This is a genomic window from Pseudomonas parafulva NBRC 16636 = DSM 17004 (assembly GCF_000730645.1).
GTDB lineage: Bacteria > Pseudomonadota > Gammaproteobacteria > Pseudomonadales > Pseudomonadaceae > Aquipseudomonas > Aquipseudomonas parafulva.
Genome location: NZ_BBIU01000005.1, coordinates 66,658 through 83,165, shown reverse-complemented (window position 1 = coordinate 83,165; position 16,508 = coordinate 66,658). Strand labels below are relative to the sequence as shown.

At 66.9% G+C, this 16,508-nt stretch carries 5 protein-coding genes; 2 read left to right on the top strand and 3 right to left on the bottom strand.

What is annotated here, in order from left to right; translation table 11 throughout:
• Positions 1–43 precede the first annotated feature (43 nt).
• Positions 44–12,991 (bottom strand): non-ribosomal peptide synthetase, encoded by a 12,948-nt coding sequence (locus PPA02S_RS03425; protein WP_028632182.1) that lies wholly within the window; start codon positions 12,989–12,991, stop codon positions 44–46.
• Positions 12,992–13,294: 303 nt separating this feature from the next.
• On the opposite strand from PPA02S_RS03425, the gene PPA02S_RS03420 reads away from it, so the two are divergent.
• Positions 13,295–13,825 (top strand): RNA polymerase factor sigma-70, encoded by a 531-nt coding sequence (locus PPA02S_RS03420; RefSeq protein ID WP_028632181.1) that lies wholly within the window; start codon positions 13,295–13,297, stop codon positions 13,823–13,825.
• A 40-nt stretch (positions 13,826–13,865) separates the two neighbouring features.
• Here the strand turns inward: PPA02S_RS03420 and PPA02S_RS03415 are convergent, their stop codons facing one another.
• Entirely contained in the window at positions 13,866–14,876 is a 1,011-nt protein-coding gene (locus tag PPA02S_RS03415) for a GNAT family N-acetyltransferase (protein WP_028632180.1), read from the bottom strand.
• A 64-nt stretch (positions 14,877–14,940) separates the two neighbouring features.
• The gene (locus PPA02S_RS03410) at positions 14,941–15,741 is read right to left on the bottom strand and encodes a substrate-binding periplasmic protein (protein ID WP_028632179.1); all 801 of its coding nucleotides are present in this window, start codon (positions 15,739–15,741) and stop codon (positions 14,941–14,943) included.
• A 171-nt stretch (positions 15,742–15,912) separates the two neighbouring features.
• Between PPA02S_RS03410 and PPA02S_RS03405 the strand changes: the two genes are divergently transcribed.
• Positions 15,913–16,458 carry a 3'-5' exonuclease gene (locus tag PPA02S_RS03405; protein WP_028632178.1) on the top strand — a complete coding sequence of 182 codons (546 nt, stop codon included), beginning with the start codon at positions 15,913–15,915 and terminating at the stop codon, positions 16,456–16,458.
• The last annotated feature ends 50 nt before the right edge of the window (positions 16,459–16,508 follow it).

The following is a 16,508-nucleotide window of genomic DNA, read 5'->3' as shown; positions in this document are numbered from 1 at the left end:
AGCTTATCGCTAGCTAAAGGGGGGCACGAAGCCCCCCTCCCCCCTACAACCCCTCCAACTCCGCCATCAAATCACTCAGCCGATCAACCTTGTCCTCGTCCAGCGCACTGCCCTGCAGCCCCTCCACATACACCGCCAGTTCCTCCACCGTGCTGCACTCGAACATCGCCCGTAGCGGCACGTTCAGTTGCAACTGCTTCTGCACCCGGGAGGCGATCTGCGTAGCCAGCAGGGAATGCCCGCCCAGCTCGAAGAAATTGTCGTGCACACCCACCCGCTCGGCCTTGAGTACATCGGCCCAGATGCCGGCCAGGGTCTCCTCCAGCGCGGTACGGGGTGGCTGGTAGGCCTGGCTGTGCTGGCCGCCGATTTCGATGGCTGGCAGGGCCTTGCGGTCCAGCTTGCCGTTGGCGTTGTGCGGCAGGCTGTCGAACCAGGCCCAGTGCAACGGCACCATGTATTCCGGCAGTTCCGCGCGCAGCCGTTGCTTGATCTGCTCCAGCAGTGCGCCATCCCCGGTCACACCCTGATGGGCCACCAGGTAGCCCACCAGATGCTTGCCGTTGACGCCCTCCTGCACCGCCACCGCTGCATCACGCAGGGGTGGTTGTTCGTGCAGGCGCGCTTCGATTTCGCCCAGTTCGATGCGGTAACCGCGGATCTTCACCTGATGGTCGATACGCCCAACGTACTCCAGCACCCCGTCTGCACGCCGCCGCGCCAGGTCACCGGTGCGGTACAGCCGCTCACCCGGTGCCCCGTAGGGGTGCGGGATGAAGGCCAGGGCCGTGCGCACCGGGTCGCTGACGTAACCACGCCCCACACCGGTGCCGGCTACGCACAGTTCACCCACCGCCCCCAGCGGCACCAGGGTCTGTTCGTCGCCCAACAGGTACAGGCGGTTGTTGTCGGTCGGCGTGCCGATAGGCAGGTAGGTGCCACGGGTAGATGCGGCATCGACGCGGAAGAACGCCACGTCATCCGAACACTCAGCAGGGCCGTAGGCATTCACCAGCCCGATATGCGGGTAACGTTGCAGCCACTGCGCGGCCAGCTCCGGCGGCATGGCCTCGCCCGTCGGCAGCATCCAGCGCAGGCCGTCCAGGGCCTGGTGTTCGTTCGCCAGCATGCCTTGGATCAGCGACGGCACGCTCTCCAGCACCGTAATGCCGGTGGCTTGCACATGGGCCAAAAGGCCCTGGGGATCATGGGCGATCGCATTGGGCACGATCTGCACCGTGGCACCGAACAACGGGGCAGCGAGGAACTGCCACACCGAAATATCGAAGCTTTGCGACGCCGTCTGGGCGATTACGTCCTGCTGGCTCAGCTCAAGGTAAGGCACTTTGCTCAACTGGTTGTTGAGCATGCCGCGCTGCTCCACCATCACACCCTTCGGCAGCCCGGTGGAGCCAGAGGTGTAGATGACGTAGGCCAGGTTGTCCGGCCCGCTGTAGATACCCGGGTTATGGCTGGCTACCTGGCTGGCCTGGATGTCCTCCCACACCAGCAACTGCACCTGCCCTTGCAGGCCGCCCAGCAATTGCCGGGCCTGCTCGGCACAGCCCGCTGTGCACACCAGCACCGGGGTGCCGCTGAGCCCGATGATGCCTTGCAGGCGTGCGCTTGGCAGGCCCGGGTCGAGCGGTAGGTAACCGGCACCCGCCTTGAAGCTGCCGACGATCATGCCCAGCAGCGGCAACCCGCGCTCGGCCAGCAGGGCCACCGGCTGGTCCAGCTTCACCCCGGCTGCCACCAGGGCGTGGCCCAGGCGGTTGGCCGCCAGGTTGAGCCCGGCGTAGTCGTAGGAGGCCTCTTGGCAGCGGGCCACGGTACGCTGCGGGTGTGCGGCCACCTGGGCTTCGAACTGCGCGATGTAGCTGTGCTCCAGCGGGTAGTGGTGCGCAGTGCGGTTGCAGTCGTCCAGCAGGTAGCGCTGTTCTTCGGTGCCCAGCAGCGGCAGCTCGCTCACCTCACCGTCGAAGCCTTGCACCAGCGCCAGCAACAGGCGCTTGAACTCGGCCAGCAGGCGCTCGACAGTTGGGTAGTCGAAGTAACGCTGGTCGAACGACAGGTGCAGGCCCAGGTCGTCGCCCGGGTAGCACACCGCCGTCAGCGGGAAGTTGGTGTGGGTGCGGCCCGAATCGGAGCTGGCATTCAGGTGCTGGGCGTGGTCGAGCACGGCGGTTTCCACCGGGGCGTTCTCGAACACGAACAGGCTGTCGAACAACGGTTGGCCCTTGGGCAGCTCGCTGCATTCCTGGATCGCCACCAGCGGCAGGTACTCATATTCGCGCAGCTCCATGTTGCTTTGCAGCAGGCCCTGCAACCACTGGCGCACACTGCAGCGCTCACCCGGGAGCGGCAGGCACACCCGCAGGGCGACGCTGTTGATGAACAGGCCAACGGTGCGTTGCATCTGCGGCATGCTCACCGGCCGACCGGCAACGGTCACCCCGAAGGCCACGTCACGCTCGCCGCTGTAGCGCGCCAGCACCAGGGCCCAGGCCGCCTGGGCGAAGGTATTGACGGTAAGCTGGTGGGCCTGTGCCAGCTCACGCAGGCGCACACCCTCGGTGGCTTGCAGGCGGGTGTAGCAGTCGCCGACCACCATGCCGCTGCCGGCGTGGTCATGGCGCAGCGGGCGGTCGCTGGGGATGGCGGTTGCGCGCTCAAAGCCGGCCAGGTTCGCCTGCCACCAGATGCGGGCATCCTCCAGGCCCTGGCGTTGCAGCCAGCCAATGTAGTCGCGATAGCGCGGTGGCACCGGCAACTGCGCCGGGCGGCCTTCGCCCAGCGCCTGGTAGACCTCGAAGAAGTCGTTCATCAACAGCGAGCGGCACCAGGCATCGATGAGGATGTGGTGGTTGCTCATCATGAACCAGTAGCGCTCGTCCGCCACGCGCACCAGGCGCAGATGGAACGGCGCCTCACGCAACAGTTCGAAGCCAGCTTCGCGCTCCTGCTTGTGCAGTGCCTGCAGGCGGGCTTCCTGGGCGGTGTCGTCAAGGCCGCGCCAGTCCTGGTAATCGACGGGCAGGTTGCCCGGTTTATGGATGATCTGCAGCATGGCCTCGCCGCTGTTCCAGCTGAACGAAGCACGCAGCGCTTCGTGGCGCGCCACCACTGCCTGCCAGGCCAGGGCAAACCGCTGCGGGTCCAGGGCGCTGTTGATGCGGTAGCGGTCCTGCATGTAGTAAAGGCCGGTGCCGGGCTCCAGCAGGGTGTGCAGCAGCATGCCTTCCTGCATCGGGGTCAGGGGGTAGACGTCCTCGATCTGCGCAGCCGGTACCGGCAAGGCGTCGATCTGCTCCTGGGTCAGGTGCGCCAGGGGGAAGTCCGACGGGGTGAAGCTGCCATTGCCATCGACCAGGCAGTGGTCCACCAGTGCCAGCAGCTCCTGCCGATAGGCTTCGGCCAGGCGGGCAATGGTTGCCGGGTCATAGCGTTCGGCACTGAACGTCCAGCGCAGTTGCAGGGCGCCGCCATACACCTGTCCGTCCACGCTCAGCCAGTTGGGCAATGGCGCTTCCGGGTCATGGGCCTGGCCGGCCGGTGCCTGCAGTGGCTCGAACAGCGCCGCGCCGTCGAACTGCTGGTCGAACTGCCCCAGGTAGTTGAAGGTGATCCGCGCCTGCGGCAAGGCCGCCATCTGTTCACGCCCGGCCTCATCGCCCAGGTAACGCAGCACACCGTAGCCCAGGCCCTTGTGCGGCACTTGGCGCAGTTGCTCCTTGATACGCTTGATAGAACCGGCGCGCGCAGCGTCGTCATTTCCCGGCAACGGGCGTAGGCTCAGCGGGTAGGCATTGGTGAACCAGCCGACGCTGCGGGTCAGGTCCATGTCTTCGAACAGCCCGTCACGGCCATGGCCTTCGAGCTGCACCAGCACTTCCTGGTCGCCGCTCCAGCCGCACAGGGCCCGCGCCAGCGCCGTCAGCAGCAGGTCGTTGACCTGGGTGTGGTAGGCCGCCGGCGCTTGCTGCAGCAGTTGCCGGGTCTGTTCCACGTCAAGGCCGATGGCCAGCGTATGGGCGTGGCGGTGCAGGTTGCCCCCCTGCGGGTGATCGCAGGGCAGTTCGCGGCGCACGCCACCCAGTTGGCCTTGCCACCAGCCCAGCTCGTCGCGCAGCGAATCGCTGCCAGCGTAATTCGCCAGACGGGCCGCCCAGTCGCCCTGGGTGTGGGTCTTGGCCGGCAGCGGCTGGCTGCGGTACAGCGCCTGCAGGTCTTCGAGCACTACCCGCCACGACACGCCGTCGACCACCAGGTGGTGGATGGCCAGCAACAAGCGCTGAGCGCCCTGCCCGTCGCTGACCAGCAAGGCACGCAGCAACGGCCCGCGCTCTAGGTGCAGGCTACGCTGCACGTCGGTGTACAGTGCCTGGCAGTCGGCAAAATCAGCGACCGTGGCGGTCCACAGCAGTTGCTCAGCAGCAGGCGGGGCATACTCGGCCTGCACGCGGCCATGGGCCTGGACGAAGCGCAGGCGCAGGCTGTCGTGGTGCTGCACCAGGGCTTCCAGGGCCTGCCCCAGCACTGTTTGATCCAGCGGCTGACGCGCCTGTAGCAACACGGCCTGGTTCCAGTGCTGCGGCTGCGGCACATCGCTGTCGAAGAACCAGTGCTGGATGGGCGTGAGGCCGGTCTGGCCCGTGCGCTGACCCTGCTCGATGGCGCTGGCCGTATCGCTGCGCTGCACCACGGCAGCCAAGGTCTGGATGGTCTGGTGCTGGAACAGGTCACGCGGGCTGAACTGCAAACCGGCCTGACGGGCGCGGCTGACCACCTGGATCGACAGGATCGAGTCCCCACCCAGCTCGAAGAAGTTGTCGTTCACACCCACCTGGGCAAGGTTGAGCACATCGGCCCACACCTGCGCCAGCTGCGCTTCCACTTCGTTACTCGGGGCCTGGTAGTGCTGGCGGGCCTGCTCCAGGTCCGGCAGGGGCAAGGCGCGGCGGTCGAGCTTGCCGTTACCCATCAGCGGCAGGCTGCAGAGCAGCACCAGGTGCGCCGGGACCATGTAGTCGGGCAGGTGCTGGCGGGCATCGGCCTTCACCGCCTCGCGCAACCGGGCCTGGGCCTCGCTGGCGGCGCTTGCCTGCTGGCACACCAGGTAGCCAACCAGTTGCCGGCCACCCGGCAGGTCCAGTGCCAGCACCACGGCCTCTTCCACATCGGCATGGGCCTGCAGGCGGCTTTCGATTTCACCCAGTTCGATACGGAAGCCGCGAATCTTCACCTGCTGGTCGGCACGGCCAACGTACTCCACCAGGCCATCCACGCCCAGGCGCACCAGGTCGCCCGTACGATACAGGCGGCCACCTTCCGTGCTGAACGGGTCGGCGACAAAGCGCTCGGCGCTCAGGCCCGGGCGGTCGTGATAACCCTGGGCCAGGCCCGCCCCGCCCACATACAACTCGCCTATGCCGCCTTGGGGCAACAGGGCCAGGTCTTCGTCCAGGATGTAGGCGGTACGGTTACCGATGACGCGCCCGATCGGTACGCTGCCCAGGTCTGCCCCCAGCACCTCGGGCGCCAGGCAGGCCAGTGGCATGACCACGGTTTCGGTGGGGCCGTAGGCGTTGAAGCACTGCTGCGGCGCGAAGGCCTGGCGGATGCGCTGCAGGTGCTCGCCGGTCAGCGCTTCACCCCCGGTGATCACCAGCCGTACCGGCAGTTGCTCGCCCTGCGCACCCAGGTATTGGGCCAGCTGGCTGCCGTAGCTGGGGGTAAAGCCAAGAATGCTTACCTGCTGCTCGCGCACCAGCTGGCAGATCTCCTGCGCGCCCCATTGCCCCTGGGCCCGCAGCACCACGCGGGCCCCACACAGCAGCGGCACCCACAGGCGCTCGCTGGCCGCATCGAAGTTGATCGAATAGAAGTGCAGTTCGCAGTCATCACTGCGCATGCCGAACGCGGCGATCACCGCCTGGCAGTGCATGGCGAACTCGCCGTGGCTGACCACTACGCCCTTGGGCTTGCCGGTGGAGCCGGAGGTGTAGATCAGGTAGGCCTGGTGCTGCGGCAGGCTGACGTTATCCAGCGGCGCATCGCTGAAGGCAGCCAGGCTGGCGGCATCGTCCTCGAGGCACCAGCGTGCCACGCCCTCCGGCAGGTCGCCCAGTGTATTCAACAACGCCCGCTGGCTCAGCAGCAGGCCGATGCGGCTGTCCTCGATCATGTAGCGCAGGCGGTCGAGCGGGTACTCCGGGTCGAGGGGTACGTAGGCGCCGCCGGCCTTGAGGATGGCCAACAGGCCAATGACCATTTCCAGCGAACGCTCCAGGGCCAGGCCCACACGGACCTGCGGCCCCACGCCGCGCTCGCGCAGGGCGCGGGCCAGGCGGTTGGCACGCTGATCGAGTTCGGCATAGCTCAGGTGCTGGCCGGCGAAGGTCAGCGCGCCCGCCTGGGGCGTGCGCGCAGCCTGGGCGGCGAACAGGCCGTGCAGGGTCTGGCCCAGGTCGAAGCCCTGCTCGCCCTGCAACTCCCCGGTCAGCGCCTGTTGCTCGGCGCTGGTCAGCATCGGCAATTGGCACAGGCGTTGTTGCGGGTCGTCGAGCAGGCCCACCAGCAACTGCTGCCAGTGCTCGGCCATGCGCGCAATGCGCGGCTCATCGAACAGGTCGCGGCTGTAGGTGAGGCAGCAGCCCAGGCGGCCGTCCAGGTCGGTGACCTCCAGGTACAGGTCGAACTTGGTGGCACTGGCGTCGTTGACCAGGTAGTCCACTTGCATGCCCGCCAAGGTGCGGCTTTGCTGGAAGGCCCAGCGCTGCACGTTGCACATGACCTGGAACAACGGGTTGTAGGCGCTGCTGCGGGGCGGCTGCAAGGCCTCCACCAACTGGTCGAACGGCAGGTCCTGGTGCGACTGGCCCTCGACGGCGGCCTGGCGCACCTGCTCCAGCAGCGCACTGGCAGTCATCTGGCCATCCAGCTGGCAGCGCAGCACCTGGGTGTTGAGGAAGGCTCCGATCAGGCCTTCGCTTTCCGGGCGGATGCGGTTGGCCACCGGGGCACCGATGCGCAGGTCACGCTGGCCGCTGTAGCGGTGCAACAGGGCCGCCAGGGTGGCGGTCATGGTCATGAACAGGGTCAGGCCGCGCTGGGCATTGAAGGCATGCACGCGGCTTACCAGGGCCGGCGCCAGCTCGAAACGGTACAGCGCGCCCCGGTGGCTCTGCACAGCGGGCCGTGGGCGGTCGGCGGGCAGTGCCAGCACAGGGTGCTCGGCGCCCAGGCGCTGTTGCCAATAGGCGAGCTGACGGGCGCCCTCGCCGCTGTCCAGCCACTGGCGCTGCCACACGCTGTAGTCCAGGTACTGCACGGGCAGCGGTGCCAGTGGCGAGTCACGGTCATCGACAAAGGCCTCGTACAGCTCGCCCAGCTCGCGGGCGAAGATGTCCATGGCCCAGCCTTCGGTGACGATGTGGTGCAGGGTGAGCACGAAGAAATGCTCGCGCTCGCCGGCTTTCACCAGGCAGGCGCGCAGCAGCGGGCCGCGCTCCAGGTCGAACGGCTGGTGGGCTTGGTCATCGGCCAGTTGCTGCAGCCGTTGCTGGCGGGTCTCGGCGGGCCAGGCGCTGAGGTCCTGCCAGTGCAGCTGCAGACGGGTGTCTGCCGCCACGCATTGGTAGGGCACGCCATCAATGCTGGGGAAGGTGGTGCGCAAGGTTTCGTGGCGCACCAGCAGCGCCTGAAGCGCCCGTTCGAAAGCATCCACATGCAAGGTGCCGCGCAGGCGGGCCATGCCGCCGACGTTGTAGGCCGGGCTGCCCGGCTCCATCTGCCAGAGGAACCACATGCGCTGCTGGGAATACGACAGCGGCACGGCCTGGCGGCGGTCCACACGGGCGATTTGCCCTTGCAGGTTGCGTTCACCGGCTGCCTGGATGCGCGCGATTTCGGCGCAGAACGCCCCCAGTTCGCTGGCGTCGAACAACGCCTTGAGCGGCAGTTCCACATCGCAGGCCTGGCGCGTGCGCGACACGATCTGGGTGGCCAGCAGCGAGTGCCCGCCGAGGGCGAAGAAGTCGTCCTGCAGGCCAACGCGCGGCAGGTTCAGCACCTCGCGCCAGATGGCGGCGATGGTTTGCTGCAGCGCCGTCTGCGGCTCGACGTGTTCGCGCTGCTGCCACACCGGGGCCGGCAACGCCTTGCGGTCGACCTTGCCGCTAGGGCCCACGGGCATCTGTGCCAGGGGCACGAGCTGCGCCGGCACCATATAGGCGGGCAGTTGCGCTGCCAGCACGTTCAACAGGTCGGCTGGCTGCGCACTGCCGCTGTAGTAGCCCACCAGTTGCGCGCCGACGGCGTCCTGGTGAATGAGCACCAAGGCCTGCTCGACGCCGGCCTGCGCCAGCAGGCACGCCTGCACTTCCTCAGGCTCCACGCGGAAACCCCGCACCTTTACCTGGTGGTCCAGGCGGCCGAGGTATTCCAGCGCTTCGAGCTGCGGCTGCCAGCGGGCGCGGTCACCGCTGCGGTACAGCCGCTCGCCATGGCCATCAGGCTGGGGCACGAAGCGCTCGGCGGTCAGGCCTGGGCGGTTCAGGTAGCCACGGGCCAGGCCCGCGCCACCGAGGTACAGCTCACCCGGCACGCCGGGGGCGGTCAGTTCGAGTTCGTCGTCCAGTACCCGGCACAGCACATTGCCCAGCGGGCGACCGATGGGCGAGCGCTCGCCATCGGCCACCTGGCAGTGCCAGTGGGTGACGTTGATGGCGGTTTCGGTCGGGCCGTAGCGGTTGTGCAGTTGCACCTGCGGCAGCACCTGCAGCACGCGGTCACGCAATGCGGCCGGCAAGGCTTCACCACCGGAGAACACCCGGCGCAGGCTGGTGCAGCCGGCCGCCTGGGGCTCCTGGGCAAATACCTGCAGCAGGGGCGGTACGAAGTGCAGCGTGGTCACAGCATGAGCCTGGACCAGGGCAGCGATGCGCTGCGGGTCGCGGTGCTCACCGGGGCCGGCGAGCACCAGCCGGCAACCGGTGACCAGCGGCCAGAAGCACTCCCACACCGACACGTCGAAGCTGATCGGTGCTTTTTGCAGAAGCACGTCGCTGTCGTCCAGGCCGTAGGTAGCCTGCATCCACTGCAGCCGCTCGGCCAGCGCACCATGGGTATTGCCCACGCCTTTGGGCTGGCCGGTGGAGCCGGAGGTGTAGATCACATAGGCCAGGTTGTCGGCTTCCAGGTGCAGGCCCGGGGCCTGGCTGGGCCAGCTGTCGAGGTGCAGTTGATCAAGGGCGATCACACTCACGCCGTCGACCTGGGGCAGGTTGTGCAGTGTATTGCTGTGGCTGAGCAGCAGGCTGGCCTGGCAGTCCCTGAGCATGTAGTCCAGGCGCTCGGCCGGGTAGTCCACATCCAGCGGCACATAGGCACCACCGGCCTTGAGGATGGCCAGCAGGCCCACCAGCAACTGCGGCGAGCGCTCCACGGCAATGGCCACGCACGTATCGGGGCCCACACCCTTGTCGCGCAGGTAATGGGCCAGGCGGTTGGCCTGCTGGTGCAGTTCGGCATAGCCGAGGCTGCCACCCTCCCAGGCCAGCGCCACGCGCTGCGGGTGAAGCCGGGCCTGCTCGTTGAGCTGCTCCACCAGCAGGCGCTGGGGCGCAGGTGCCGGGGCCTGGCCCCAGCCCAGCAACTGCGCACGGGCCGCCTCGCTCAACAGCTGCACGTCGCCCACCGGGCATTGCGGGTTGGCACAAACCTGCTCGAACAGGGCCAGCAAATGCTCGGCCAGGCGCTGGACAGTGCTGGCCTCGAACAGCTCGCTGGCATAGTCGAACGCCAGGCTCAGGCGGCCCTGGTGGTCTTCCTCGCTGTGCAGCTGCAAGTCGAACTTGGCTTCACGGCTGTGCCAGGGCAGCTCCTCGGCCAGCAGCCCGGGCAGGCGGCGCAAGGCCGACAGGTCGCGTTGCTGGTGGTTGAACATGACCTGGAACAGGCCCTGCTCGCGGGCATCGGGCAACGCCTCCAGCAGCTGTTCGAACGGCAGGTCCTGGTTGGCCTGTGCCTCGACGCTGGCCTGGCGCACCTGGGCCAGCAACTGGGTGAACGGCAACCGCCCATCGACGTGCGCACGCAGTACCTGAGTGTTGATGAAGAACCCCACCAACCCCTGGGTTTCCAGGCGCGGGCGGTTGGCGTTGGGGATGCCCACGCGGATGTCAGCCTGGCCGCTGTAGCGGTACAGCAACGCCTGCCAGCCCGCGAGCAGCACCATGAACAGGCTGGCCTGCTGCTCACTGGCCAGGCGCTTGAGGGCTTCGGTGAGGCGCGTGGGCACCTTGACCTGCAAGCGCGCGGCAAGGTGCTCACGCTGGCGGCTGCGGGGGTGATCGGTGCACAGGTCCAGCGCGGGCAATTCGCCTGCCAGGTGCGCCTGCCAGTACGCCAGCTGGCGCTCGGCCACACCGCTGGCCAGCCACGCCCGCTGCCAGGTGCCGTAGTCGGCATAGCCCAGGGTCAGCGGCGCCAGCTTGGCCTCCAGGCCCTGGCAGCTGGCCGCGTACAAGCGGGCCAGTTCGTCCAGCAGAATGTTCAGCGACCAGCCGTCGGCGACGATGTGGTGCAGGGTTACCCAGAGCTGGTGGTGTTCATCGTCCAGACGCGCGAGGGTGACGCGCAGCAGCGGGCCCTGGGTCAGGTCGAACGGCTGGCGGGCTTCGGCTTCACGCTGCAGGGTGACCTGAGCGCCAGGCAGCCCATCAAGGTCAAGGTGCTGCAGGGCCAGCGGCTGGGCGGGCAGGATGTGCTGCAGCGGCTGGCCGCCTGCCTCGCTGAATACCGTGCGCAGGGACTCGTGGCGTTCCACCAGCGCCTGCAGTGCAGCCTGCAGTGCGTGCTCATCGAGCTCGCCGCGCAGCACCAGCCCGGCCGGAATGTTGTAGGCCGCCGATTGGGGTTGCAGCTGCCACAGCAGCCACAGGCGGTTCTGGGCCAGCGACTGGGGCAGCGGTTGTTCACGTTGCAAGGTGCCGATGGCAGCCGCCTGAGGCAGCCCTTGCGCGACAAGGGCTGCCACTGCGCGGGTGTAATCGGCCAGCACCGGCGCTTCGAACAGGGTACGAAGGCTCAGGTCGATGCCCAGCTCGTCGGCCAGCCGTGCAGTGGCCTGGGTGGCGGCGATGGAGTTGCCGCCCAGCAACAGGAAGTGGTCGTCGGCGGCCGCCGTCTCGACGTTGAGAACATCCCGCCATACCTGGGCGATACGCGCTTGCAGGGCATCGCCGCTGAGGGCTCGGGCGGCCTCTGGACGCTGCTGCGGGAAGCGGGCGTAGCAATCCAGGGTGCCCTCTTCCATGCGCAGGCGGCAGGCTGAGCGTTGCAGCTTGCCACTGGAGGTCTTGGGCAGCGCCCCGGGGTTCAGCAGCAACACCACGGCAGGTGCCTGACGGCAGGCATCGGCGATCACCTGGCGCAGGGTGGTGATCAGCGCCTGGGGGTCTATCGCCTTCTGCACATTGCGGCTGACCTCCACCGCCACACCAATGCCCTCTTCGCCCTGGTGCTCCACGCCGAACACCGCCACCCGGCCTTTGCGCAGCCCCTGAACCTCCTGTTCCAGGGTTTTTTCCAGGTCTTGCGGGTACAGGTTCTGACCGCGCACGATCAGCATGTCCTTCAGACGGCCGGTCACGAACACCTCACCGTCACGCATGAAACCCAGGTCGCCGGTACGCAGCCAGCGCTGGCCGCCCTGCTCGACGAAGGTGCGGGCAGTCGCCTCAGGGTTGCGCCAGTACCCCAGGGCGATACTCGGCCCTGCCGCCCAGATTTCACCCACCTGATTGTCGGCCAGTACCTGCAGGTGCTGGGGCTCGACAATGCGCACGGCATGCCCGGGCTGCGGCCAGCCGCAACTCATCAGCACGCTGCCTTCGCCAGGCTCGGCGCGGTGTTCGGCGAAGGCCTGGGCGTCCAGTTCCAGCGCCGCGATGCCTTGGCCACGGCGGCTGCCGCTGACGAACAGGGTGGCTTCGGCCAAGCCATAGCTGGCAAAGAAGCTTTGCGGGTCGAAACCACAGGCCTGGAAGCGCTCGGCGAAGGTGGCCAGGCTGTCCTGGCGGATCGGTTCGGAACCCGAATACGCCACGCGCCAGCGGCTGAGGTCGAGCCCTTCGAGGGCGCTTTCACTGACCCGCTCGCTGCACAACCGGTAGGCGAAGTCGGGGCCCCCGCTGATGGTGCCGCCGTATTCGCTGATTGCCTGTAGCCAGCGCAGGGGGCGTGCCAGGAAGTAGCCCGGCGACATCAGTACACACGGCACGCCGCTGAAAATCGGCTGCAGCAGCCCGCCAATCAGGCCCATGTCGTGGTAAAGCGGCAACCAGCTGACGATCACATCATCGGGGTTGAGGTCGATGCCGAAACCACCGCGGATCAGTTGTTCGTTGGCCACCAGGTTGCCGTGGCTGACCTGGACGCCCTTGGGCAGCGCAGTGGAGCCGGAGGTGTACTGCAGGAAGGCGATGTCGTCGGCCTTGAGCACGGGTTCGCGCCACGCATCCGCCAGTGCCAGGTCAAGGCCATCGACGGCCAGCAGCTCAGGGGCATCGGCGGCTGAAAGCGCGTCCAGGCCCTGCAGGCTGCCGTGCAAGGCGTCGACGGTCAGCAGCAGGCGCGGCTGTGCGTCGGCGATGATCGACAGCAACCGCTGCTGGTGATGCTGGCGGGCCGATTCTGGCGGGTAGGCAGGCACGGCGATGATGCCGGCGTACAGGCAGCCGAAGAACGCCGCTACGTAGTCTGGCCCGCTGGGGAACAGCAATACCGCGCGTTCGCCATAGCCGGCCCGCGCCTGCAGGGCGGCAGCGATGGCACGGGCGCGCTGGTCGAGGTCCCGGTAACTGAGCACCGCCTGCTCGCCCGGCGTGTCGGCCAGAAAGCGCAAGGCGACTTGGTCCGGGCTGAGCGCGGCACGCTGCGTCAGGGCCTGGACCAGCGTGAGCGGGAGTTCGAAGGCATGCGTCATGGGGTGTTCCTGCCGGTGTCTGGGTGGGCGGGCCGGTTGCACCGCCACCAGGGCGGGCAGCATGGGCGGCCGGGGATGTACACAGGGGAACGGATAGGCAGGGGCAGAAATTAGCGGGTGTTGCCCCGTGCGCGGGCCCGAGCAGGCGCCCCTCAGGCAGGGCCTGGCTTAGAACTGAAAAATACAGATACTAATTTCGTTTCGTATTTGACAATCATTATCATTCTGAATAGCTTGTCGCACGTCTTAGGACGCATCTGAAGTTTCAGTGCGCCCTTTCCCTTCTGTGACAAGGTGATTTCCATGGCGGAACAACTATCCACAAGTAAGTGCGATTCACCATTACTCCAGGCCTTCGTCGACAACCGCAACATCCTGCTGAAGATAGCTGCACGCATTACCGGCTGCCGTTCACGCGCCGAAGACGTGGTACAGGACGCGTTTTTCAGGCTTGGCAGCGCGCCACAGATCACCTCCTCGTTCAAGGCGCAGCTCAGCTACCTGTTCCAGATCGTGCGCAACCTGGCCATTGACCATTACCGCAAGCAGGCAATGGAGCTGAGGTATTCCGGCAGCGAGGAAGAGGGCCTGAACGTGGTCATCCAGAATGCCTCGCCCGAAGCCACCCATATCAACCGGGCAGCGCTCGACGACATCGCCCAGGCCTTGAACGAGCTGCCACAACGCACCCGCTATGCGTTCGAGATGTACCGCCTGCACGGTGTGCCGCAGAAGGACATCGCCAAGGAGCTGGGCGTCTCCCCTACCCTGGTCAATTTCATGATTCGCGACGCGTTGGTGCATTGCCGCAAAACGGCCAGCCGTCAAGGTTGAACGGGCGCCGCGCAGCGCATCGCGCTGCGCGCCCGCTCACTCAAACCAGGTCACAACGCTCAAAAAAACGCTCCCGCCCCAGAATCATCAGCGCGGCGCGCTTGTGCGGGAAGTCGAATTCCTTGTCGCAGTGGAAGCACTGGTCATGCATGTAGCCAATCATCCTGGCATTGTCGGCACGCGGCTCGGCCACTACCCGCTGGGTGCGGGGGTCGTCCAGGAACAGGTAGTGCACCAGCGCCGATAGCCAGCTGGCGACCTTGTGCGGGCCGCGGTGGCGCTGTTCGCCCACCAGCATGTGGATGCCGCGGTCGTAGTCATCGGCCGGGTAGAACGGCGCGATGCGGTCTTCCTTGGCCCAATAGGCTTCGAAGTAAGCGAACGGCTCGTCGTCGAAGCAGCCGATCAGCGTCAAGGTATGCGGGTCGGCGTCCAGCTTGCCCAGGTATTCGCGGTGCTGCGCCAGCGTGCCGCCTTCCTGCCAGAACGCCTCTACCCGCGGGTCGTTCTGCCAGCGGTTGAAGCGCTCCAGGTCGTGCTCGATTTCCAGGGTACGCAACGACACCCAACTGCCCAGCCGCGCATCGAAGCGCCGGTACACTTCCCCCCGCGGCTTAGGCGCGCGCTGGGGGTGGCGCTTGCCATCGGTGATGCGCAACTGCTGCGGGTACACCGGTGCCACCGACTCGCCCAGCCATGGCTGCGGCAATTGCCAAAACATCCCGCGCTCGCACACATAGTGGCCCGGCTGCTCTTGGCGCAACAGGCCGCTGGCAAGGGCCTGCACGGGCAATTCGGGGATCTGCCAGGCCAGCCGCTGGCAAGCCGGGTTGCGTGACAGCAACCAGTAGCATGCGGCCCACAGCGCCTGGTAGGGCCGCTCGGTGCATGCGTGTTCCAGCTGAACGGCAAGCGGCTCACCAGGCTGCACACGCAACTGAATCAATGGCAGCCCCTGTAGAGACAGGCTCAACCGGTTATCCCCCTCCTGGCCATCAAGGCTGCGCCAACGGGGGGGTGACAAGGGCTGCGAAGTGGCATCAAAAGGCATGGGCGTAGCTCGCTGAAGTGGAAAAGTGGGCTCACAGTCCAGAACGAGGGCGCCAAGGCCGAATTTAGTGGAGTTCGGGCGTGAGCTGTATGCCGTAGGGCTCGAAGATGCGGCCCAGTTGGCCATTGTCGCGCAGCACCTGCAGCAGCCCGGCAAACGATTGCGCCGGTATCGGCGCGCCGGGGCGCAGCAGCGCATAGTGGTGGTACAGCTGGTCGATGCGCTGCGAAGGCAGCAGTTGCGCGCGGCTGGCCGGGTTGCGGGCGATGAAGTCGTTGAAGAACGAGCGGGTCACCAGGGCAATGTCGGCCCGCCCCGCCTGCACCATCAGCAGGTTGCTGTCATGGGAGTAGGTGAGCGTGGCATTGAACGCATTGCGCAGGTAGCCGGGGTCGGGGTTGAACCCGGCGAATGCGTAGTGGTAGCCGTTGAACAAGGCCAGGCGTTTGCCCCGCAGGTCGTCGAAATAGCCAGGGCTTTGCGCGCTGCTGGTGCGGGCAACGAACACCTCCGCGTCTTCCAGGCCCATGTCCACGGCCTGGTGCGGCACCTGTGCCCAGCCCCATTGCGGGTTTTCGAAAATGGCCATGTCGGTGCGGCCCTGCTTGAGGTCGCTGAAGCGGCGCTGCACGGAGGTGGGCACCAGCACGAACCGATAGCCAGGCTGCAGGCGGTTGAGGGCGTCGATCAGTTGCACCAGCAGGCCGGCACCGGCGCCCTGCTCGGGGCGCACGGTATAAGGGGGAAAATGCGCAGCCCCGACCCTGACCTCGACCTGCTCGGCAGCCCATGCCGGTGCCGCCAGCCAGATCGCGGCAAACAGCAGCAAGGTCGACAGGGCCTTAAGGCCGGGCGCTGGAGTCAAGACGGACACTCATCACGTTGGATGCCTGGGTATGCCTAAGCTAGGCGCTTTCCAGGGGCGGCACAACTGCCGAAACCTGGCCTTTATGCCAAAGCAGGCGGCAAAATGCCAGGGGGTGCCTGAACGCCGGACTTTGGCTACGCTCTAGCAGGATCTGCAAGGGAGCCTGGTATGGGCCATTGGTTGGTGATCGACCTGGAAGCGACGACAGACGACGGCGGCTGGCCAGTCGCAGACATGGAAGTGATTGAAATCGGCGCAAGCCTGGTGACCCGTGAAGGCCGTGAGGTGGACCACTTCCAGCGCTTCGTGCGGCCCCGGCGCAGGCCGCAGCTGACACCGTTCTGCCGGCAGCTGACCCACATCAGCCAGGCCAACGTGGACACCGCGGCACCGTTCACCGAGGTATGGGCAAGCTTCGAGCGCTGGCTGGGGCATCACCGCGAGCAATTGCAGGCGTGGGTGAGCTGGGGTGACTACGACCGCCAGCAACTGGCCCAGGAGTGGCAGCAGCACGGCCTCGACAGCCTGCTGCGCGCCCTGCCGCACATCAACCTCAAGCAGCGCTTTGCCAAAGCTCGCCACCTGCAACGGCCCACGGGGCTCAACAGCGCCTTGCAGATGGCCGGCATGCACTTCTGCGGGCAGCAGCACCGGGCCCTGGAAGATGCGCGCAACACCGCACGGCTGCTGCCGTTGAGCCTGCCAGCCGGTTGACCTGCGCTGCCGTTCAAAGCAGATGACGGGGCCTTTGGCCTTGGGCATAC

Excerpts from the sequence above, each read along its gene's own strand:
- PPA02S_RS03415 (WP_028632180.1), bottom strand. The coding sequence starts at position 14,876 with ATGCCTTTTGATGCCACTTCGCAGCCCTTGTCACCCCCCCGTTGGCGC.
- PPA02S_RS03405 (WP_028632178.1), top strand. The coding sequence starts at position 15,913 with ATGGGCCATTGGTTGGTGATCGACCTGGAAGCGACGACAGACGACGGC.
- PPA02S_RS03425 (WP_028632182.1), bottom strand. The coding sequence starts at position 12,991 with ATGACGCATGCCTTCGAACTCCCGCTCACGCTGGTCCAGGCCCTGACG.
- PPA02S_RS03420 (WP_028632181.1), top strand. The coding sequence starts at position 13,295 with ATGGCGGAACAACTATCCACAAGTAAGTGCGATTCACCATTACTCCAG.